This window comes from Streptomyces sp. NPDC048018, assembly GCF_043202995.1.
Taxonomy (GTDB): domain Bacteria; phylum Actinomycetota; class Actinomycetes; order Streptomycetales; family Streptomycetaceae; genus Streptomyces.
In genome coordinates, this window is the sequence record NZ_JBIDBK010000003.1 from 36,817 (window position 1) to 58,298 (window position 21,482).

Below are 21,482 nucleotides of genomic sequence, written 5' to 3' on the forward strand. Positions count from 1 at the left end.
GTGGTCGTGAGGGGGGTGGGGTTCATGGGCGTCTCCGTCGTGGCGATGGGCGTCGTCGCCGTCTGCGCCGTACTCGTCCGGCTGTTCCTGCCCCGGCCGAGGTTCGTCCGCGCCCAGGCCCAGTACGACCTGCCGGATCCCGGGGCGCTGCCGTACGCGCCGCCGGGCCGGGTGCGCTTCTCGCTGCTCGTGGCCGCTCGGTACGAGCCGGAACTCGCGGCGACCGTCGAGTCGCTCCTCGCCGGGCCGCGCCGCGACGTCGAGATCCTCCTGCTCCTGGCGCAGGACGACTTCGTGAGCGAGCCGGCCGCGCGGGTCCTGGCGCAGCGGCATCCCGACCGGATCCGCGTCGTCCACACCCCGGCGGTGACCAAGTCCGCAGCACTCAACGCCGGGCTGCCGCACTGCTCCGGTGAGATCATCGGCGTGATCGACGTGGAGGGCCCCGTCCGCAGCGGTCTGCTCGACCGGGTGGACGGTGCCTTCCAGGTGTCCGGTGCCGACGTCGTCCGCGTCGCGATCGACATCCCTGAGAACACGAACGCGATCGACCTCCAGAAGCGGCTCGACGAGCTGGTGTGCGTGCGCGGCCACCGCCCGGTCCGCGTGACCAGGCATTTCTACCTCGGCCCCAGCGACACGCACTTCGTGCGGACCGAGCTGGTGCGTCTCCTCGGCGGCTGGGACGACGACTGCAGGTTCGAGGAACGGGAGCTGATGCTGCGGCTGTTCAGCTACGGAGCCGCCGGCGCCGTGCTGTACGGCGAACCCGCACGTGACGGCACCACGCCCGTGACCCGGTGGACCGGCCTCACCTCGTGGCGCGTCCGGCACTTCACGAGCGTGCTCCAGATCCACCGCACGGGCGAGTGGCGTCGTACCACGGGCCTCCGCGACCGGGCGGCGGCCCGGCAGGCACTGCTGGTCCCCCTGGTCCGCGCCCTGGCCGCCGGCCCCGTCGCCGTCTGCGCCGCGACGCTCGCCGGCGTCCTCGCGAACGGTTCCTTCGCCGTGGCCATGGCCCTGTGGTGCCTGTTCCTGCTCCACGGACCGGCTCTGGAGGCCACGTTGTGGCTGCGCGCCCAGTCGTCGGGCCGCCGGCAGCTGCGGTTGCTCCTCGCGACGGGCCCGCAGGACGTCGCACTCGCCCGGCGGGTGCTGTTGCCCCGTCTGCCCGACCTCGCGTTCCTCACCTGGTCCGCGTGGGCCGCCCTGTGGACCTATCTCCGCAGCGACACGAAGGTGCTGCGCTCACACTTCGAACGCAGCCGCGACGAACCCCCTCGCCCGCCCGTCGCGCCCCCGCCGGACCGGCCCGCCCCGGACTCCGCCCCGGCCGACCTGCTGCACGTGGCGGAGTCCACGGACACCCCGGCCGCGGTGACGGCCATGGCGAGCGGCCTCGACGCACTCTTCCGGGCCCTGGGCCCTCCCCCCTCGTCGCTGCGGCTCGCCGAGGCGGCTCCGACGCCGCAAGGAGACGGAGGCGCCGGCGATGGCTGAGGACCTGGGCATGCAGGAGGCGCGTCAGCCCAGCGCGTTGGACATCGCCACCCAGTGGGCGACTCTTCCGGCGGAGCACCTCGCGGTGGCCCTGGCGGCGCTCGACCCGCAGCTCGCGCGCGAGCACGAGGCACGGATGCAGGCCGAACGGGACAGGGCCCTCGCCGAGCAGGAGCGGATCCGGGCCCTGGGGGCCGAACGGCTGCGTGCGCACCGGCGGCATCTGCACGGCGTGTACGCGGGGCTGGTGGTGGCCCTGGCCACGCTCGGGGCCTCCGTCCACTTCGGCATCAACGACCACCCGGTACTGGCGGGCACCTTCTTCGGGCCCACCCTGCTGGCCCTGGTCAAGATCTTCACCCTGGGCCGCAGTGACGCCGCCGACCTGAAGCTGGCCGCCGCGGCGTCCCGGACCGCCGCGAACCAACTGGCGCCACAGCCACCCCCACCGCCACCGCCGGCGCCCTGATCCGGGCCGATGCCGAACCCTCGGACCTGAGCCGTGATGGGCACCGGATACGGGCCTCGCGGGCCTGACACGCGCCCCGGACGGGCAGTGGGTCACGCGCCGCCGCGCACCAGGCAGGCCGTGTCGCGGAGCCAGCGGGCGCTGCGTTTGGGGGTACGGGTCCGGGTCTCGTAGTCGACCCGGACGAGGCCGAAGCGCTGGGCGTAGCCGTAGGCCCACTCGAAGTTGTCCAGGAGCGACCAGGCGAGGTATCCGCGGATGTCGGCGCCGGCCGCGTGGGCGCGGGCGACGGCGGCGAGGTGGGCGGAGAGGTAGGCGGTGCGCTCGTGGTCGTCGACGTACCCGTCCGCGTCCGGGGTGTCGTCGTAGGCGGCGCCGTTCTCGGTGATGACCATGGGGGTGCCGGGGTAGTCGTGGGCGATGCGGAGCAGCAGGGCGGTGAGGTCGTGGGGCATGACCTCCCAGCCGAGCCCGGTGACGGGCAGTCCGCCGTGCGGGAGGGCGCGCGTGACGGGGCGGCCGTGGGGGTCGGTGGTGGCGCCGTCGGGGCCGGTGCCGGAGGACCTCATGGAGCGGTAGTAGTTGACGCCGAGGGTGTCGATGGGGGTGGCGATGGTGTCGAGGTCCCCGTCGCGGACCGGGATCGCGATGCCCTGGGCGCCGAGGTCGGCGACGAGGTCGTCCGGGTAGGCGCCGCGCAGGATCGGGTCGAGGTAGAAACGGAACCCGAACGCGTCCGCGCGGCGGGCGGCCTCGCGGTCGGCGGGGCTGTCGGTGGCGGGGGCGCTGGTGCCGAGCAGGTGGGTGACGGCCAGGTCGAGGGGGCGCGTGGCGTCCGCACGCAGGCGGCGGGCGGCGAGCCCGTGCGCGAGGTGCAGGTGGTGCACGGCGGCGACACCGTCGGCGAGGGAACGGCCGCCGGGGGCGTGCACGCCCTCCACGTGCCCGAGGACCGCCGAGCAGAAGGGCTCGTTGAGGGTGGTCCAGTGGGTGACGCGGTCGCCGAGCCGGTCGTGGACGAGCCCCGCGTAGTCGGCGAAGCGCTGCGCGGTGTCCCGGGCGGGCCAGCCTCCGGCGTCCTGCAGCTCCTGGGGCAGGTCCCAGTGGTAGAGGGTCGGCCAGGGCGTGATGCCCCGGCCGAGGAGTTCGTCGACCAGCCGGTCGTAGAAGGCGAGTCCGGCCGGGTTGGCTGGGCCGCGGCCGCCGGGCTGGACGCGCGGCCAGGAGACGGAGAAGCGGTACGTGTCGAGGCCGAGGGCCGCCATCAGTGCGACGTCTTCGGGCATCCGGTGGTAGTGGTCGCAGGCGGTGTCCCCGGTGTCGCCGTTGTCCACCGCACCCGGGACCCGGCAGAAGGTGTCCCAGATGGAGGCGGTCCGGCCGTCCTCGGCCGCGGCGCCCTCGATCTGGTAGGCGGAGGTGGCGGCGCCGATCCGGAAGTCGGGCGGGAGGCGCTCGATCAGCGCGTCGTCGTCGGGGAAGCGGTCTACGGCGGGCATACGGAGGTCTCCGGGGGGCGGGGCGCAAGGGGGCGGGGGCAGGGGGCACAGGGGCAGGGGCAGGGCAGGGCGTACGAGGCGGGTCTGGGGGGCGGGTCCGAGGCACGGGAGCGGGGCGTGCAGCAGGTCCGAGGCGGGGGTGCGGGCGCGCGCGACCGGGCGTGTGCGGGGGCGGCCCGGGCGCCGCGAGGGGCGTCCGGGCCGCCCCGTACAGGGTGGAGCGGGGGGTCAGGGGAGGCGGTGGTCGGAGTCCAGCACCGCTCCGCGTTCGGGGTGGTTCTGGTCGTAGCCGCGAGTGTCGCACTGCAGGCCGCCGACGACGCAGTGGTCGACCAGGGCCTTGAGGGTGCGTTCCTCCCACGCGTTGAAGAAGTCGTAGTGGAAGGAGTAGCCGCGTCCGCTGGACAGGCGGACCTGGCTCATGTCGCCGTTGACCGGGAAGGCCATCTTGAACTCGATCATCGGCAGGGCGACCGGGTGGGAGGCCGGGCACATGTTGTCGTTGGTGCCGGGCTTGACGACCGGGTAGGCCATGTGACTCTTGTGGTCGGGGGTGTCGAGGTACAGGCCGTTCCAGCAACTGGGAGCCTGGAAACGGATGTTGAGCTGCACGTCGGGCCGGCTCGGGCAGCTCGCCGGGAAGTCGACGTTGAAGAAGCTGTCACCGCATTCCCAGCCCTCGACGAAGCCCTTGTGACTGCGGAACTCCTGGGCGCTCTGCATCGGGCTGCCGACGACGAAGCGGAGGCCCTTGGGGAAGGGACGCACGCTCCGGTAGTCGGTGACGCCCGACTTGTAGTAGATGACCTGGGGTCCGACGGGCAGGATCTTCTGGTCGCCCTTGTAGAGCGAGGGCATCCAGTACGCCGAGGAGTCGGCGGGGGCGTTGCAGGTGGTGGGCCCGCCGGTGAGGGACGCGGTGGTCGAGTGGGCGTTGGTGCCGGTGTTGCCCATGAACGTGTGGTCGTGGGAGGCGCCGGGCTGGCCGGGGTAGACGATCGGGTCGTCCGACGCGGTGTGGGTGACGGAGCAGTTGGCCTGGAACTCGTGGAAGTAGGCCTGCGGGGGCACCGCCTGGGAGGGGATGACTCCGGTGACCTGGGGGTTCGCGGGGATGTAGCCGTCCCCGTCGGCGTCGTCGCCCGACGGGAGGGCGGAGGCTCCCATCACGTGCCCCGTGTGGGACGGGACGGCCGTCCGGACGGCGGGGGCGTCGCTCGGGCCGGAGGCGGCAGCGGTGAAGGCGTCGACCGACAGCGCCGAGACGCCGAGGGCGGTGGCGAGCAGTAAGGCGGACAGGGTCCGGCCGCGGATTCTCATCGGTTCTCTCCTCGGTTCTCCTCGGAAGGGGGACGGCGGCGTCGTGTCAGCTGTAGACGCCGAGTTCGTGGAGCGAGTAGCCCCAGCCGGTGCCGCGTGCGGTGAGCTGGAGCCTCACGTAGCGGGCGGTGGCGCCGGCCTCGACGGTGTCGACGTCGCCGTTGCCGTCGCTCGTGGTGTGGATGGTGCGCCAGGCGTTTCCGTCGTCGGAGACCTGGACCTCGTAGGCGCGGGCGAAGGCCGGGTCCCAGATCAGCTGGAGGCGGCTGAAGGAGCGCACGGCGCCGAGGTCGACCCGGATCCACTGCGGGTCGCTCCAGTCGCTGGCCCAGCGGGTGCCGGGGTTGCCGTCCGTGGCGTTGGCGGCCGGGCAGGGGCAGTCGCCGTAGGAGGCCTGGAAGGAGGAGGCCGTGGTGGGCTTCCCCAGCGCGAGGTTGGTGCCGCTGACCGGCGGGGCGACGACCTTCACGGACCGGGTCTCGATGCCGGCGTTGCCGTGGCCGTCCTCGGCCTGGACGTAGACCTTCCAGACGCCGAGCTTCTCGGGCGCGGTGACGGCGAAGGTGCCGTTGCCGGTGGCCCGCCATGCGGCGTCGACGAGGCGCTTGTCGCCGTTGGCGTGGTTTCCGCTGAGGTAGATCCTGGGGGTGACGGGGTCCCCGTCGGGGTCGCGGATGTCGGCGCGGAGCGTGAACTCCCGGCCCGCCGGGGCCGCGGAGGCCGGGCTGACGGTCATGTTCGTGATGACCGGCGGGGTGTTGTCGCCGGCGGTGGAGCCGGTGTAGGCCTTCTTGACCGCGTAGTAGGACAGGCGCTTGAGCCCGTCGGGCAGGAGGTTGAACCAGACCCCGCCGAAGTCGTGCTCGGTGCCGTAGTGGAAGAGGGTGGCGCCGAGGGCGACGCCCTGGTGGCCGGTGACGCAGCCCCAGGCCCTGGTGTAGCCGTCGGCCTTCTGGACGTCGGTCGGTTCGTCGGGGACGCCGTTGGCGTCGTCGGGGACCTCCCACTCGCCCGCGGGACCGCCCTCCGTGATGATGTAGGGCTTGGTGTACCCGCCGTCGGTCCAGGCCTGGCGCACTCCGCAGATGTCGCCGTAGGAGTTCATCGCGTACAGGTCGAGGTCCGGGGCGTTGCGCTTGTAGTACGGCCAGGCTCCGGTCCACGCGTCCGTGGAGGTCACGGGGTGGTCGGGGTCGATGGAGTGGATCTTCTTGGCGACGTCGTTGACGAAGGTCGTGTACGCGTTGCGCTGGGCTTCGAGTTCGGCTCCGCCGTAACAGTTCTGCAGGCCGAGGACGGACTCGTTGCCGACGTTCCACATGAGCGTGGCGGGGTGGGACCTGTAGGTGTCGACCCACTTGGCGAACTCGGTGAGCATGTTGTTCTTGTAGGTGGTGTCCGTCACGTAGTTGACGCAGCCGCCTGAGCCGGGGCCGCCCCCGGGCTGGAGCCAGAAACCGTTGATCACGCGGACGCCCTGGGCGGCCGCGGCGTCGAGCAGGGGCTTGGAGCCGGCGTCGGTCCCCCAGGTGCGGACGGTGTTGACGCCCATGGACCTCACGTCGGGCATGTAGCGGGCGGCGTCCGCGAGGGCCGGGCCCCAGGTGAGGCCCTTGACGATGTACGGCTGTCCGCCGACGGTGAGTCGCCAGTCGCCCTGCGAGCCGGCGACCCGGACGGCGCCTCCGGGGGCGGGCGATGTGGTGCCGCTGTCGCCGTAGACCCGGAACTCCCAGAGGGAGTAGCCGTATCCGGTGGCGCGGGTGACGCCCTGGAGGCGCACGTAGCGGCCCGCGCCGGAGAGCGTGAGGTCGTCGGTGCCGCCGTCCCCGGCGGTCACGGACCTGACGGTGCGCCAGTCGGTGCCGTTGTCGGAGAGCTGGATGTCGTAGGCCTTGCCGTACGCGCCCTCCCAGTTCAGGACGACGCGGCTGATGTCGGCACGTGCGCCGAGGTCGACCTGCAGCCACTGGTCGTCGCTCCACTGGCTGGCCCAGCGGGTGCCGGTGAGGTCGCCGTCGACGGCGGCGGCCGCGGCGTAGCCGGCGCCCTCGACGGAGGAGGCGGTGGCGGTCCTTCCCTGGGAGAGGAGGGTCTCGGCGGCGGTGGCGGGGGCCGCGCCCAGCACGGTGGCGGAGGCGGCGAGCAGGGCACCGAGGGACACGAGTGAGGCCGTGGCCCGGGCCCGCCTTCGTGTGGTCGGGGCGGTGGTCATGGGGGGCTCCTGGACGGGAGGGGAGGGAGGGGGATCGCCTTCCGGGCGGCGCGGCGGGGCGATGAGCACCGCCCGGAAGGGTTCGGGGGCCCGGGCGCGCCGGGCCGGAAGGGGTCGGGGGCCGGGTGCGCCGGGCGGGGGGCTGGAGGCCCGGCCCGGGGCGGCCGACACACGGCGGGCCGGGGCGGGACGGGGGCCGGGGCGGGGCGGCTCGGGACCGGGGCCGGGACGCGTCGGTCGGGCGCGTCCCGGCGGAGACCGTCAGGGGAAGGAGACGACGGTGGAGGGCACGGTCGAGGTGCCCGCGGGGATGGTGGACGCCCCGGTGTCGTTGATGACGTGGTTGTAGTGGCCCATGCCGCCGAGGGAGACCACGAGGAGGCTGTGGAACTTCACTCCCGGCTTGACGGGCGTCTTGAAGCCGTGGTCCTGGACGATGCTCGGGTCCACGTTGTAGTTGCAGTAGCTGCCGAGACCCCAGGCCTCGTGCGTGGTGACCGAGTCGTCCACGCGGTAGGCGGCGTAGCCCTTGGTGGCGCCGTTCTGGATGGCGGCCTGGTTGGGGGCGTCGTAGGCCTTCTCGTTCTGGTAGAAGATCGTCCGGCCCCGCTCGCCGTACCACTCGACGTCGTACTTGTTGAAGTGCTCGACGAAGAGACCGGTGGCCAACACGTCGTCGCCGTTGACGCGGACGCCGTAGTCGGCGCGGTTGGTCTCCCAGCCGACGCCGTCGCCGTGGTCGGCGCGCCAGACCCAGGTGTGGTCGACGATGACGTCGTCGCTGTTGACGACCATGCTCGTGGTGGCCTTGCCGGGGCCGGCACCGCCGACGCGGATGTAGACGTCCTGGACGGTGGTCGGGTTGGCGGCGTGGTCGGCGGCGGCGTTCTGGGGGCCGAGTTCCAGCAGGACCGGGGAGTTGACGGAGCCGGCGTCGACGAGGAAGCCGGCGAGGCGGACGCCGTCGACGTCGGCGACCTTCATCGCGGCGACGCCGTTGTCGGGGACGATCGTGGCGAGGCCGAGTCCGAGCACCACGGTGCCGGCTCGGCTGATCTCGATCGGCCGGTCGACGTGGTAGACGCCGGGCGTGAAGAGCAGGTGCAGGCCCTGCTGCACGGCCTGGTTCATGGTCGCGGCGCTGGTGCCGGGCTTGACGACGTAGAACCGGGTGAGCGGGATCTTCTCGCCCTGCGGCGTGCCGTTGGCCCAGGTGGTGCCGCGGGCGTTGGTCCGCTTGGCCGGGGAGAAGACCTTGTACTGGTTGTCCTCCCAGATCAGGTACGGCTTCTCACGGGAGATCGGGGTGGTGTCGAGGGTGGTGTAGCGCGGTTCGGGGAAGGAGGTCGCCGGCGCGCCCTCGGTGCCGGAGAAGACCTGGTTCCAGACGCTGTTGGACCAGCCGCCGATCGTGCTGTCGCGGGTGTACCACTGCTGCTGCGAGTAGTTGCCGACCTGGCCGTCGATCTTGGAGTCGGCGATGTAGCCGCCGGAGGCCCAGCCGTAGCCGTTGGGGGCGAGGTTGAGCCCGCCCTTGACGTGCATGCGGCGGAACGAGGACGCCTGGGAGACGGCCCACCGGTCGGTGCCGTTCACCGGGTTGAGGGCGAGTCCTTCGGCCCCGCGCCAGAAGTTCTGGGTGGCGTTGCCGTTGAACCAGCCGGCGTCCACGGTGACGTCACCGTTGATCGTGGTGTCGTCGGGGCGGACGCCGAGGCCGGCGATCTGGGTGTAGAAGCCGATCTGGGCGTTGAGGCCGTTGTACGTGCCGGGCTTGAGGAGGAAGGCGTGGCGGCCGGCACCGAACTGGGCCGACTCCTGCTGCTGGAAGACGGCGTCCAGCTTGGCCTGGAGGCCGGGGGTGGACGGGTCGAAGACGTGCACGTTGGGTCCGAGGTCTCCGCCGCCGGGCAGCTGCGGGCCGGTGCCGTCGGTGGAGCCGTACACCTGGAACTCCCAGAGGGAGTAGCCGTATCCGGTGCCCCGGGTGAGGCCGTTCACCCGGACGTAGCGGCCGGAGCCGGAGAGGGTGACCTCGTCGGTGCCGCCGTCGCCTGCGGTGACGGCGGTGACGGTGCGCCAGTCGGTGCCGTTGTCGGAGGCCTGGATCTCGTAGCTCTTGCCGTAGGCGGCCTCCCAGGTGAGGACGGCTCTGTTGAGCTGGCGGGCGGCGCCGAGGTCGACCTGAAGCCACTGGGGATCCTGCCACTGGCTGGCCCAGCGGGTGCCGAGGTCGCCGTCGACGGCGGCGGAGGCGGGGAAGGCGGCTCCTTCGACGGTGGAGGCGGTCGCCGTCCTTCCCTGCGAGAGCAGGGTGTCGGCGGCCTGGGCGGTGGTCGCCGGGAGGGCCGCGAGCAGCGTGCCGGCCAGGGAGGCGACGAGGGCGCCGACCGTGGAGCGGCGGAGTGAGGATGCGGGGCGCCGGCGGACCGGCGGGGACCCTACGGGGGACATGAGTCTCCTCGGTGATACAGGACGGACACGTGGGAGAGCGCTCTCCGAAACCATGCACGGCACCGCAGTGGACGGTCAAGGCATGCGACACGGCTTTTCTTTTGGCTTGCATTAAGCATCGATCGGGAGTGTCCGCTGTGCGGGCGCGCCCGTTGCCACGTGCTCACCCATCGGACACACGGCACCGATAAAGTGCGCGGATGGGGAATCGAGGACCGACGCTGGAGGACGTCGCACGCGAGGCGGGGGTGTCGCGCGCGACGGTGTCCCGCGTGGTCAACGGCGTGCGCAACGTGGCACCGGAGATCCAGGAGACGGTCCGCGCGGCCGTCGCCCGGACCGGCTACGCGCCCAACCAGGCGGCCCGGTCCCTGGTCACCCGGCGCACCGGCGCGGTGGCGCTGGTCCTCTCGGCGACCGGCGGATCCTTCACCGCCCGGCTCTTCTCCGACCCCTTCTTCGGACGGGTGGTCGACGGCGTGCTGCCGGTGCTGCGCGAGCGCGCGGTACAGCCGGTGCTGCTGGTCGCCGAGTCCGAGGCGGCCCGGCTCCAGCTCGTCGACTACCTGCGGCGCGGCGGCGCGGACGGGGCGCTGGTGGTGCCGCTCGACGAGAGCGACCCGCTGCCCGGGATGCTGGTCGCGGCCGGCCTCCCGACGGTGCTCTTCGGGCGCCCGGGCGCCGGGGTCCGCTGCGGCTGGGTGGACCTGGACAACGCGGCGGGGGCTCGGCTGGCCGCCGAGCACCTGTGGGCGACCGGGCGGCGGCGGCCTGCGACCGTCGCCGCGCCGGTGTCGGCGCCGACCGCGCGCGAGCGGCTCGACGGCTTCACGGCCGCGCTCGCCGCGCGCGGAGCCGGCGCGGTGCCGGTCGAACGGGGCCGGTTCACCGAGGAGAGCGGCCGGGAGGCGATGGCCCGACTGCTCGAACGGCACCCGGACATCGACGCGGTGTTCGCCGCCAACGACCTGATGGCCCGCGGCGTCTGCCGCCTCCTCGCAGAACGGGGCGTCGCCGTGCCGGGGACCGTCGCCGTGGTCGGCTTCGACGACTCGGCGGCGGCCGGGGACACCACTCCCCCGCTCACCACGGTGCGGCAGCCGGTGGAGGAGATGGCGGCCGCCATGACCGGGCTGCTGCTCGCCCAGCTCGACGGCGGCACGCCGGAGTCCGGGTCGGTGGTCTTCGAGCCGGCTCTGGTGATCCGGGAGTCGGCCTGATCCCGGGGCGGTTCAGGCCTTGAGGCCGGGTGCGGCCGTCGGCCCTCGGCGAACCGTCGACCGGACCGGGCGGGCGGCGCGGCGACGACCCCGGCGGGGACGGGCGGGATGACGCCGTACGGACCGGTGTCGGCGAGAACGGCGTGGTGCATGGGCGGGCAGGCCCGGGGCCGCTGCTGAGCACCCGCCGCCTGCCGTCGCCGGGTTCGGCGGCGCGGGAGCGGCCCCGGCGGGACCGGTGCGCCTGACGACCGTCGCCCGGGGCGCGGCGCGGCCGCCCGAGGGGACCCGGCGCGCTGCAGGCGAGGGGCGGTGGCACGGCTCGGGACTCTCCTCGTCCACGGGGGCCTGGTGAGGCGGCGGGGTCCGGCGCGGGTCGCGCGGAAGGCCGTCCCGGCGACAGCGGGACGGCCTTCCGGAGGGTCCCGGCGGCGGCCGGTCAGCCGCGCAGCCGCCGGTGGGCGCGGATGAGTTCGGCGTAGCGGCGACCGCTGGTCTTCACCGTCCGCTTCTGGGTGGCGTAGTCGACGTGGACGAGGCCGAAGCGCTTGTCGTAGCCGTACGCCCACTCGAAGTTGTCCAGGAGCGACCAGGCGTAGTAGCCGGCGAGCGGGACGCCCTTGCGGACGGCGCTCGCGCAGGCGGCGAGGTGTCCCTCCAGGTAGCGGGTGCGGTCGGGGTCGTGTACGGCGCCGTCGGGGCCGACCGTGTCGGGGAAGGCGGAGCCGTTCTCGGTGACGTACAGCTCGCGGACGCCGTACTCCTCGGTGAGCCGCAGCAGCAGGCTCTCCAGGCCGGCCGCCTCGATCTGCCAGTCCATGCCGGTGCGCGGCACGTCTGGGAGGCGGACCTCGCGGGCGAACGGGGCGGGGCCGGCCGGGTCGTCGGCGACGGTGACGGGGAAGTAGTAGTTGAGGCCGTGCCAGTCCAGCGGGGCGGCGATGGCCGCCAGGTCGCCGGGACGCTCGGGAAGGTCGACCCCGTAGAGCTCGCGCATGTCGGCGGGGAAGCCGCGGCCGTACACCGGGTCGAGCCACCAGCGGTTGCTGTGCCCGTCCATGCGGCGGGCGGCGGCGAGGTCCTCGGGGCTGCCGGAGGCGGGCGCGACCGTGGAGTGGTTGGTCACCAGGCCGACGCGGGCGCCGGGGGCGGCGGCCCGGACGGCTGCTGTGGTGAGGCCGTGACCCAGGAGCAGGTGGTACGAGGCGCGGACGGCGGTCGGCAGGTCGGTGAGGCCCGGCGCCATCCGGCCCTCCAGATGACCGATCCAGGCGGAGCAGAGGGGTTCGTTGAGGGTGGCCCAGCGGGTGACGCGGTCGCCGAGGCGCTCGGCGACGACGGAGGCGTACGCGGCGAGGTGTTCGGCGGTCTCGCGGGAGGACCAGCCGCCGCGGTCCTGCAGGGCCTGCGGGAGGTCCCAGTGGTAGAGGGTGACGGACGGGGTGATGCCGGCGTCGAGCAGGCCGTCGACGAGCCGGTCGTAGAAGTCGAGTCCGGCGGCGTTGACGGGGCCGTCGCCGCCGGGGACGACGCGGGGCCAGGCGATCGACATCCGGTAGGCGTCGGTGCCGAGCTCCTTCATGAGGGCGATGTCCTCGGGCCAGCGGTGGTAGTGGTCGCAGGCGACGTCGCCGTGGTCGGCGTTGTCGATCGCGCCGGGGGTGTGGGCGAAGGTGTCCCAAATGGAGGGGGCGCGGCCGTCCTCGGCGACGGCGCCCTCGATCTGGTAGGCGGAGGTCGCCGTGCCCCAGGCGAAGGAGGGCGGGAAGGCGGCGAGGTCGGGCTGGACGGCGCCGGCGGTGTCGGGGGCGGGGGCGGACACGGGGACGGACACGGAGGACCTCTTCGAGTTCGGTGGAGAGAAGGGCGTCACTTGACCGCACCCGCGGTGAGGCCTGCGACGAGGTAGCGCTGGAGGAGCAGGAAGCCGACGACGACGGGCACGCTGACCACGAGGGAGGCGGCCATCACCTGGTTCCAGTACACGTCGTTCTGGGTGGCGTAGCCCTGGAGGCCGACGGCGAGGGTGCGGGTGGTGTCGTTGGTCATGACCGAGGCGAACAGGACCTCGCCCCAGGCGGTCATGAAGGCGTAGACGGCCACGGCGACGATGCCGGGGCGAGCGGCGGGCACGATCACGCGGAAGAGGGCGCCGACCGGGCCGCAGCCGTCGACCTTGGCGGCCTCGTCGAGCTCGCGCGGGATCGAGTCGAGGTATCCGGTGAGCATCCAGATGGAGAAGGGCAGGGAGAAGGTCAGATAGGTGAGGATCAGGCCTTCGCGGGAGCCGAAGAGGGCGAGGCCGGTGGCGTTGCCGATGTTGACGTAGATGAGGAAGAGCGGCAGCAGGAAGAGGATGCCGGGGAACATCTGCGTCGACAGGACGGTGACCGCGAAGACCCGCTTGCCGCGGAAGTCGTAGCGGCTGACGGCGTACGCGGCGAAGATCGCGACGGCCACGGAGAGGACGGTGGCGGCGCCCGCGACGACGAGGGAGTTCACGAAGTAGTCGGCGAGCGGGACCGTCTTCCAGATGTCCGCGTAGGGGCGCAGGGTGAGCCCGGACGGGATCCATTCGAAGGTGCCCGACACGTCCTCCAGCGGCTTCAGCGAGCTGGACACCATGACGTACACCGGCAGCAGGACGAAGCCGGTGAGGAGGGTGAGGACGATGCGGCGGGTCCAGGTGAAGGAGCGCGGCGGGGCCATCGGGGAGCGTGGCCGGGCCGCGCGCCGGTGGACGGCTTCAGACATCGGAGGTCTTCCTTCCGCGGGTGGTGAGCAGGAGGTAGACGCCCGTGACGAGGAGCAGGAAGAGCAGCAGGAGCACGGACATGGCCGAGCCGGTGCCGAAGTTCCACGTCTGGAAGGACGACTGGTAGATGTGCAGCGAGATGAGGTCCGCCGCTTCCGGGGCCGCCTCGCCGAAGAGCACGAACGGCGTGTTGAAGTCGTTGAAGGTCCACAGGAAGAGGACCAGGACGAGGACCTGGTTGACCGGTCGCAGGGACGGCAGGGTGATGTGGCGGATCTGCCGCCAGACGCCGGCCCCGTCCAGGGCCGCGGCCTCGTACATCTCCCGGGGGATGTTCTGGAGTCCGGCCATCACGGTGAGGAAGGCGAACGGCCAGCCCTTCCAGACGGAGACGACGAGCAGGGCCCAGAAGCTGTTGTCGCCGATCAGCCAGAAGGCGGGGCTGTCGCCGATGCCGAGCTGGTCGTGCAGGACGTGGTTGACGAGGCCGTTGTCGCGCTGGAACATGAACGCCCAGGTGATGACGGCGGCGTAGACGGGCAGGGCGTACGGGACGAGGAACAGCGTCCGCAGGACGCCCCGGCCGCGGAAGTTCTCCTGGAGGAGGATCGCGGCGGCCGTCCCGAGAAGCCAGCACAGGCCGACGGAGAGCACGGTGAACTGGCAGGTGGTCAGGAAGGACCTGAGCAGCGACTGCCCCACGGCCTCGTCGAAGTCGAGTGAGACCGAGAAGTTGTCGAGTCCGGACCAGGGGGCGGCCGCCCAGTCGCGGATGAAGAACTGCGTGAGTTCCTTGAAGCTCATGGTGATGCCCATGAGCATCGGCACGAGGTGGACGAGGAGTTCGAGGAGCAGGGCGGGCAGCAGCAGCATGTAGGGCAGTGCGGGACGGCGACGCCCGGAGCGGCGTGCGGTGCGCGCCCCTCCGGGCGTCGTCCTGCGCACCGCCGGCTCCGCGGGGGAGGTGACGGCGGTCTGGGTCATGGTTCCGCGGCCTACTTCTTCGGCATCTGCTGCTGGGCCTTTTCGAGCTTGGCCTTGACGGACTCGGTGGTGACGGGACGGCCGGCGGCGGCGTCGGCGAAGAGCTCCTTGACGGCGGTGCCGACGACCGTCTCGAACTGGGACTCCTCCGGCACCTGCGGGAGGGCCGCGGCGCTGGAGGCGAGGGTGTCGCGGATGACGGCGAGGGACGGGCCGGCGAAGGCCGGGTCGTTCTGCGCGGTCTTGACCGGCGGGACCGAGCCGTAGGTCTTGTTGAGGAGGACCTGCTCCTTGTCGCTGGTCATGAACTTCACGAACTTCAGGGCGCCGTCGCGGTTGTCGGTGTTCTTGAAGACCGCCATGTTGATGCCGGCGACCATCGAGTTGGTGGCGGTGCCGGTGACCAGGTTCCCGGACGGGACGGGGGCGGGGACGACGCCCCACTCGTCCTCGGTCATGCCCTGGGACGCGAAGGTCTGGGACGGGGTCTGCCAGAGGACCATGCCCGTCCTGTCCTTGGCGAAGTCGCTCAGGGACTGGTTCTGCGCGTACTCGGCGTTGCCCGGGGCGACGATCTTGTCGGCGGCCATCAGGTCGACGTACTGCTTGACGGCGGCCACGGCGCCGTCGGAGGTGAAGTCGGGCCGGCCGTCGGCGGTGAAGAAGTCGGCGCCGTGCTGCTTGCCGAGGACGAAGACCTGGTGGATGTTGTTGGAGAGGTTGGAGCCCTCGACCCCGATGCCCCACTTGCCGTCCCTGCTGAGCTTCTTGCCCGCGGCGACGACCTCGTCCCAGGTCGTCGGCGGCTTGGCTATGCCGGCGTCCTTGAACATCTGCTTGTTGTAGTAGAGGGCGTACGCCATCGAGTAGAGCGGGACGGCGGCCGGGTCCTGTCCGGGGGCTCCGGTGGAGCCGAGGGCGGAGTCGACGAAGCGGTCCTTGCCGCCGATGGCCCCGAAGTTCTTCTCGTCCCAGGGCAGCAGGGCGCCCGTGGCCTGGAGGGAGGCGCTCCAGGTGTTGCCGATGTTCAGCACGTCCGGGCCCTGGCCCGAGGTGGTGGCGGTGAGGATCCGGTTGAGCAGGTCGGACCAGGGGATCACCTCCAGCTTCACCTTGATGCCGGTCTCCTTCTCGAACCGGTCGAGCTCGGGCTGGAGGACCTTCTTGTCGACCTCGAGGCTGGAGCCCTGGTTCGTGGCCCAGTAGGTGAGGGTCTTCGACGCCTGGCCGCCGCCGTCCTCTCCCCCGCCGCCACAGGCGGTCGCGGTGAAGACGAGGGAGAGGGTGACGGCACCCGTGACGGCGGCTCTGATTCTGCGCATGGCTCCTGGTCCCTTTCAGGGAAGGCGGGAGTACCGACAAGAGGGGGCGCCCGGATCGCCCACCGCCTCATCGGCTTAATTTAGGATGTGAGTTAAACCCCATGAGAAAGTCGCGTCAAGGCTTGCCGTGCGGGTATGTTGCAGCCGACGACTACGACGGACGGGGACGAGAGTGCACGCGAAGAGTGGCCGCACGGTGCGCGACCTGCGGCGCGAGAACCGGACGGCGGTGCTGCGGCGGCTCTACTTCGACGGTCCGATGAGCCGGCTGATGCTGGGTCCGGCGACCGGACTCTCCTCGGGGTCGATCAGCAACGTGGTCGCCGAACTGGTCGCCGAAGGGGTCGTGGAGGAGGCCGGCAGCGTCGACTCGGCGGGCGGGCGCCCCCGCACCCTGCTGCGGATCGCGCCGGACAGCGGCTGCATGATCGGCGTCGACATCGGCGAGACCCGGGTGCGCATCGAGCTGTTCGATCTCGCGCTCACCGAACTCGCCCGCACCGAAAGGGCGTTGGCCAGCTCAGGGCCCCGGACCGCGCGGTACGAGGTCGCGGTGGTCGTGGGACACCTCAGGGACGGCATCGCCGAAGTCCTGCGCACGGCCGGCGTGTCCGCCGAGCGGCTGCTCGGCGTCGGGATCGGCGTACCGGGCATCGTCGAGCGGACGCCGGAGCAGGGGGCGGTCGTGCACGGGCAGACCATCGGCTGGGACGCGGTGCCGCTGGAGCGGCTGCTCCGCGAGACGGTCGACCTGCCGGCCGAGGTCCCGTACCGGATCGAGAACGGCGCCAAGACCCTGGGCCAGGCCGAGATGTGGTTCGGCGCGGGCCGCGGGGCCCGCAGCGCGGTGGTCGTGCTCTTCGGCTCCGGCGTCGGCGCGTGCGTGGTGAACGATCCGCTGGGCCCCGGGCAGGCACTGGAGTGGGGCCACCTGACCGTACGGGTGCGGGGGCGCCGCTGCCGCTGCGGCGCTCAGGGCTGTCTGGAGGCGTACGCCGGAGCGGAGGCTCTGCTCGAACGCTGGCGCGAAGCGGGCGGCGAGCCACCGGCCGGCGCCGACGAGGAGACGGCCCTGACCTCGATGCTCGCGGCCGCGTACCCGGCGACGGACGGACCGGAGGCTCCGGCGGCTCGGGAATCCGGGCGGACGGGGCCGCCGGGGGTCGGGATGTACGGGGGTGGGACGCACAGCGTCGAGGGTGCCGGGGCCGGAGGCGCCGGGGGCGGGGGAACCGGGGGCGGGGGAACCGGGGTGGGCGCCCTGGGGACGTACCAGGTGTACGGGGTGTACGGGACCGATCCGTCCGGGGCGGCGGGGGCTGCCGGCGCGGGCGTCTCCGGGGCGGACCGGGACCGGAGTTCCGGCACCGGGGCAACCGGCGCGGGCGCTTCCGGGGCGCGTTCAGGGGGACCTGAGGCGCACGGCGGGGGCGGGTCCGGCGCGAGTCCGAAGGCGCCCGGGGCTCCTGACGCGGTACCGGACGCGGTCGCGCTCGCCGTCCTCGACGAGACCGCCGAGTACCTGGGCGCCGGGTTGGCCGACCTCATCAATCTCTTCCAGCCGGAGCGGATCCTCGTCGGCGGCTGGGCGGGGCTCCAGCTCGGCTCGCGGTTCCTGGCCACGGTGACGGCGTACGCCCGCGCGTACGCGCTCCGGCACCCCGGCGGCCGGACGCAGATCGCGCTCGGCACCCTCGGACCCGAGGCGGTCACCGTCGGGGCCGGACTGCTGCCGCTGGTCGACTTCTTCGCCCAGGGCGGCCGCCGCCCGGAGCGGGCCCCGAGCATCCCGGCGCCCGCCTGGCAGACGGCCCTGCGGGACCGGGCCTCCACCTGAGACCGGGCGCCCTTCCCGTCCGGCCGGGCGGGGGGCGTCGACCTGACCCGTTCACCATTCCGGCCGCGCGGGGCTGCGTCGACCTGATGCCAGGCACGGGGCGGGGCCGTGTCGGCGCCGCCCCCGTGCGCCGTTCCGGCCCGGCTGCCCCTGAGCCCGGCCGGGGCGCGCGGGAGGACGCCGCGCCGCGCGGGCCGACTGCCCGCTCGCGCCTCCGCGGCCTCCACGGGACCGCGGCTCCTCCCCCGGCGCCCGCCGCCCGTGGTGGGCCGTACGGCAACTCGCGTGGCGGGGACGGACGGGAGGGGTACCCGAGACGGGGCCCGGAGACCACGGCCTGGCCTCGGGGCGGTGAGGTGTGGGACGCTCGGGAGACACCAGCCTGGTCTGGTAGGAGACCCCGAGCCGCCCGCGCAGGCTGTCCACGGAGGGCCGGGACGCGGTTCGGGTGGTCTTGCTGGTCTGCGCATGACCCCACGTCATGCTCCTGGCACCCCGCGACCGGGGTGCGTCGGGCTCGACCCCTGAAGAGAGGGGTGAACCATGAGCGATCTCATCCTCACCACCCGCGAAGACGCTGACCGCATGGTCATCACCGTGTCCGGGGAGATGGACCTCGCGTCCTGCCCCACACTCGAAAGGGCCACCCGGGTGGCCCCTTCCAGCGGCACGCCGCTGTGCCTGGACATGTCCGGAGTCACCTTCATGGACTCCTCCGGACTGAACTTCCTCCTGATACTGCAGCGCCGTCTGCGGGAAGCCGGCAGTCCCCTCGTGCTCACCGGCCTGCAGGAGGGACCGAAGCGCGTCCTGGCCCTCACCGGTGCCGACGCGGTGCTCCTCCGCACGTGACCGTGGCGGGTGTGAAACGCCTCACGGCCCGGTCGACCTGATGGCCGTGATCGGAGGCGGTGACGCACCACCTGACGACGCGACAGCTCGCCTCACCGTTGCGGGTGTCCACGCGGCGGCGGACGGAACCGCGGCCCGGACGCCTCCTGCCGGACGGACCCCCGAGGGGCTCACGACCGGCTCGCCCGGTCGCCGGCGGCGACCGGAAGGGCAGCGGTCGGCAGGGTCCCGGGGCTCGGTCGGTCACGGTGCCGTCGCGTCAGGAACACCCCGCCCAGCACCACGATCATCCCCGTGACGGTCCGCAGGCTCAGCGGCTCACCGAGGAACAGCGCGCCGAGAGCCGTCGAGACGACGGGAAGCAGGTACCCGACGGTGGCGGCACTGGTGGCCCCCTCGGTGGCGATCAGGCGGTAGTTGAGGTGGAAGGTCAGCCCCGTGCAGAAGACGCCGAGGACCGTGACCGCCGCGAGTGCCTGGAGGTTGAACCCGGCCGTCGTGCCGCCGTCCGCCGGAAGCGCCAGTGCGCTGAGGCCGGCGGCGGCACTCAGCTGGGCGGCGGAGAGTGCGAGGCCCTCGGTGCCGGTGTCGGAGAGGACGCGCCCCATGTACGCGAAGGCCACCGCGTAGCTGGCGGCCGCGCCGAGCAGTGCCAGCGCACCCCAGCCGAAGGTTCCGCCGCCCGCGGCGGCGCCGCTGCCCTGCCACGGCGAGAAGATCAGCAGGACGCCCGCGAATCCCAGCAGCAGTCCGCCGAGCCGGAGCGGCTGACGCCCACGCTCCGTACCGAGGAAGATGCCGATCAACAGGGACCAGAGCGGGGTGGTCGCGTTGAGCACCCCGGCCAGCCCCGAGTCGACCGTCTGCACCCCCTGGGCCGCCAGGAAGAAGGGCAGCGTGTTGCAGAGGAAGGCCGCCACGACGAGGCGGAACCACGTCCGGCCGCCGCGGGGCAGCCGTTGGCCGGCGGCACGCGCGAGGAGGAGGAGCACCGCGGCCCCGAGGACGGAGCGCAGCACGGTGACGTGCAGCGGGGAGAGCCCGTGGCGCAGCGCGAGCTTGGTCCACAGGAAACTTGATCCCCACAGGAGGGCGAGGACGGCCATCCGCACCACGGGGCACCTGCCTTTCGTTCGTTCGGACGCGCCTGGGAGGCGGCAGGACGAACGCTGCCCGCCGGAACGCGACAGGACAAGTGAAAGGTTCTTCAGCACCCTTAAGATGGGCTACATGCTTGAGGTGCGACGTCTCCAGGTACTCCGCGCGGTGGTCGAAGGGGGTTCGGTCAGCGCAGCCGCCACCACCCTCGCCTGCACTCCCTCGGCCGTCAGTCAGCAGGTGGCGGCGCTGGAAAGGCAGGCGGGGACGGCACTGCTCGAACGCGCCGGACGGGGCGTTCGGCCGACGGCGGCCGGTCGTCTGCTGGCCGAACACGCCGCCGTCATCGAACAGCAGGTGGCGGAGGCCGGAGCCGCGCTCGGTGACCTGCTGGCGGGTCGGAGCGGTCATCTGACGGTGCGGTATTTCGCCACGGCGGGAGCGCATTTGGTGGCCCCCGCCGTCGCCGCCTTCCGCGCCCACCACCCGGGGGTACGTCTGGACCTCGGGATGACCGACCCGGAGGACCCCGTGCAGGAGGTGCTCCAGGGCCGGGCCGACGTCGCGGTGGTGGTACGGCGCCGAGGCGCGGCCCATCCCGGGCTGCGCCTCGTCCATCTGCTCGACGACCCGTACCGCGTCGTCCTTCCGAAGCGCCACCGGCTCGCGACCAGGCGCGTCGTCGACCTGGCCGACCTCGCCGAGGAGCCCTGGGTGGGCGGCGATCGGCCCGGCCCCTGCCTGGACATGGTCCTGGAGGCCTGCTCCGCGGCGGGCTTCCGTCCCGGGTTCGCGGTGGAGAGCGAGGACTACGCGACCGCGCAGGGCTTCGTCGCCGCGGGTCTCGGCGTCGCGCTGGTCCCGTTACTCGGACTGGCCGGGCAGCGCCACCCCGGTGTCGCCGTCAGGAAGGTACGCGCCCCCGAACCGGTCCGCGCGATCCACGCCGCCATCCGGGAGACCGCCGGAGGGCAGCCGCCGCTCGCGCGTCTGGTGGCCGCGCTCCGGGACACGGCGAGGGCGGTGCGGGACTGACGCCCCCGGCTCCGTGCGTCGGGCGCCGCACGGGGAGGGCATCACCTCGGCAGGTGCGTCCTGCTGGCGTCGCGTGACGACCGAGCTGACGGTTGGTCGGTGATCGGCGCACCCGTCGTCGTGCGCCGGGAACGACGGGCGGTGCCGGCTCGCCGTGCAGGCCGGGCGTCGGACGGTGGACCCGCGCCCGTCCCGGTCGTCGGCGCACTCCCCCGCATCCTCCACGTGTCGCACGCGGGCGACTGCGTCGGCGGTCCCTCGGTGGCGCGTCGTCAGCGCCCGTACTGACTGCGACAGAGGGCGGGAACTCCGTAGGGGACCCGGATGCGTTCGGCTTCGCGGCAGAGCCGGCGCATGTCGGCCGGCTCGGCGCCCGGCCGGGTCCGGGTGACGCGGTGCGGCTTCTTCGCCGTGGAGGTCCGGTGCGACCCCTTCGCCTGCTGGGGTGCCTTCGGCCGCACCTGCCGCCGGGTGGCACCGTTGCGCTTGGCGGAGTTGCGTCCGGCGGACTCGTTGCGCCCGGCGGACCCGGGGCGGGCGGCCCGCTCGGCGGCCGGCGCCCCGTGGGGCGTCCCGCCTCGCTCGGCCGGGGCACCCGGGCCACCGGGCACCGGGTCGGGGTCGGTCGTGTCGAGTGCTTCCCGCGGAGTGTCCTGCGTGGGTGCGGGCCAGTCGCGCGGGAGCGGAGCCGGGGGTCGGTCGTCGGCCGGAGCGAGGCCGGCAGGCGGCCGGGCCGGGCCTGTCGGCGGGACGCCGGGGACGGCGACGCAGCCGGTGACGGCGAGGAGCAGTCCCACGAGGAGGGCGGGTGCGGTGCGACGGGGGTGCATGGGCACCACGATCGCGGACCGCGGCTCCGACGGGGGTGAGACCTGCGGGCGATGCACCGTGACGAGTGATCAGGAAGCGTTCTCCGATG

The 21,482-nt window shown here is 73.0% G+C and carries 16 protein-coding genes; 6 read left to right on the forward strand and 10 right to left on the reverse strand.

Annotated elements, in window-relative coordinates; genetic code table 11:
- Positions 1–24 precede the first annotated feature (24 nt).
- Positions 25–1,503 carry a glycosyltransferase gene (locus ACGF1Z_RS11595; RefSeq protein ID WP_393002559.1) on the forward strand — a complete coding sequence of 493 codons (1,479 nt, stop codon included), beginning with the start codon at positions 25–27 and terminating at the stop codon, positions 1,501–1,503.
- Positions 1,496–1,972: a hypothetical protein gene (locus ACGF1Z_RS11600; protein WP_393002561.1), complete on the forward strand. Its 477-nt coding sequence runs from the start codon at positions 1,496–1,498 to the stop codon at positions 1,970–1,972. Before ACGF1Z_RS11595 ends, ACGF1Z_RS11600 begins: the two co-directional genes overlap by 8 nt.
- A gap of 92 nt (positions 1,973–2,064) precedes the next feature.
- Here the strand turns inward: ACGF1Z_RS11600 and ACGF1Z_RS11605 are convergent, their stop codons facing one another.
- From ACGF1Z_RS11605 to ACGF1Z_RS11620, 4 genes are all read right to left on the reverse strand, one after another.
- Positions 2,065–3,471: a GH1 family beta-glucosidase gene (locus tag ACGF1Z_RS11605; RefSeq protein WP_393002563.1), complete on the reverse strand. Its 1,407-nt coding sequence runs from the start codon at positions 3,469–3,471 to the stop codon at positions 2,065–2,067.
- A 228-nt stretch (positions 3,472–3,699) separates the two neighbouring features.
- Positions 3,700–4,791 (reverse strand): DUF1996 domain-containing protein, encoded by a 1,092-nt coding sequence (locus ACGF1Z_RS11610; protein WP_393002565.1) that lies wholly within the window; start codon positions 4,789–4,791, stop codon positions 3,700–3,702.
- Between the two features lie 46 nt (positions 4,792–4,837).
- Entirely contained in the window at positions 4,838–7,006 is a 2,169-nt protein-coding gene (locus ACGF1Z_RS11615) for a discoidin domain-containing protein (protein ID WP_393002567.1), read from the reverse strand.
- 261 nt (positions 7,007–7,267) lie between these two features.
- Complete coding sequence (locus ACGF1Z_RS11620; RefSeq protein WP_393002569.1) at positions 7,268–9,460, reverse strand: discoidin domain-containing protein; 2,193 nt, start codon at positions 9,458–9,460, stop codon at positions 7,268–7,270.
- Between the two features lie 200 nt (positions 9,461–9,660).
- On the opposite strand from ACGF1Z_RS11620, the gene ACGF1Z_RS11625 reads away from it, so the two are divergent.
- Positions 9,661–10,680: a LacI family DNA-binding transcriptional regulator gene (locus ACGF1Z_RS11625; RefSeq protein ID WP_393002571.1), complete on the forward strand. Its 1,020-nt coding sequence runs from the start codon at positions 9,661–9,663 to the stop codon at positions 10,678–10,680.
- Positions 10,681–11,119: 439 nt separating this feature from the next.
- Here ACGF1Z_RS11625 and ACGF1Z_RS11630 read toward each other — a convergent pair whose 3' ends face one another.
- From ACGF1Z_RS11630 to ACGF1Z_RS11645, 4 genes are read right to left on the reverse strand one after another with little or no spacing between them, the layout of a single operon-like run.
- Entirely contained in the window at positions 11,120–12,514 is a 1,395-nt protein-coding gene (locus tag ACGF1Z_RS11630; protein WP_393002573.1) for a GH1 family beta-glucosidase, read from the reverse strand.
- Positions 12,515–12,549: 35 nt separating this feature from the next.
- Positions 12,550–13,389: a carbohydrate ABC transporter permease gene (locus tag ACGF1Z_RS11635; protein ID WP_393004121.1), complete on the reverse strand. Its 840-nt coding sequence runs from the start codon at positions 13,387–13,389 to the stop codon at positions 12,550–12,552.
- Between the two features lie 37 nt (positions 13,390–13,426).
- Positions 13,427–14,419 carry a carbohydrate ABC transporter permease gene (locus ACGF1Z_RS11640; protein ID WP_393002575.1) on the reverse strand — a complete coding sequence of 331 codons (993 nt, stop codon included), beginning with the start codon at positions 14,417–14,419 and terminating at the stop codon, positions 13,427–13,429.
- Between the two features lie 11 nt (positions 14,420–14,430).
- The gene (locus ACGF1Z_RS11645; RefSeq protein WP_393002577.1) at positions 14,431–15,741 is read right to left on the reverse strand and encodes an ABC transporter substrate-binding protein; all 1,311 of its coding nucleotides are present in this window, start codon (positions 15,739–15,741) and stop codon (positions 14,431–14,433) included.
- A gap of 172 nt (positions 15,742–15,913) precedes the next feature.
- Between ACGF1Z_RS11645 and ACGF1Z_RS11650 the strand changes: the two genes are divergently transcribed.
- Both ACGF1Z_RS11650 and ACGF1Z_RS11655 read left to right on the forward strand, forming a co-directional pair.
- Positions 15,914–17,578 (forward strand): ROK family protein, encoded by a 1,665-nt coding sequence (locus ACGF1Z_RS11650; protein ID WP_393002579.1) that lies wholly within the window; start codon positions 15,914–15,916, stop codon positions 17,576–17,578.
- A gap of 543 nt (positions 17,579–18,121) precedes the next feature.
- The gene (locus tag ACGF1Z_RS11655; protein WP_393002582.1) at positions 18,122–18,430 is read left to right on the forward strand and encodes an STAS domain-containing protein; all 309 of its coding nucleotides are present in this window, start codon (positions 18,122–18,124) and stop codon (positions 18,428–18,430) included.
- A gap of 170 nt (positions 18,431–18,600) precedes the next feature.
- Here the strand turns inward: ACGF1Z_RS11655 and ACGF1Z_RS11660 are convergent, their stop codons facing one another.
- A complete protein-coding gene (locus tag ACGF1Z_RS11660; protein WP_393004123.1) occupies positions 18,601–19,536 on the reverse strand; it encodes a DMT family transporter in 936 nt (311 codons plus the stop codon).
- A 124-nt stretch (positions 19,537–19,660) separates the two neighbouring features.
- Between ACGF1Z_RS11660 and ACGF1Z_RS11665 the strand changes: the two genes are divergently transcribed.
- On the forward strand, positions 19,661–20,563 hold the full coding sequence (locus ACGF1Z_RS11665; protein ID WP_393002584.1) for a LysR family transcriptional regulator: 903 nt from the start codon (positions 19,661–19,663) through the stop codon (positions 20,561–20,563).
- Between the two features lie 272 nt (positions 20,564–20,835).
- Here ACGF1Z_RS11665 and ACGF1Z_RS11670 read toward each other — a convergent pair whose 3' ends face one another.
- Positions 20,836–21,393: a hypothetical protein gene (locus ACGF1Z_RS11670; protein ID WP_393002587.1), complete on the reverse strand. Its 558-nt coding sequence runs from the start codon at positions 21,391–21,393 to the stop codon at positions 20,836–20,838.
- Between the last annotated feature and the right edge of the window lie 89 nt (positions 21,394–21,482).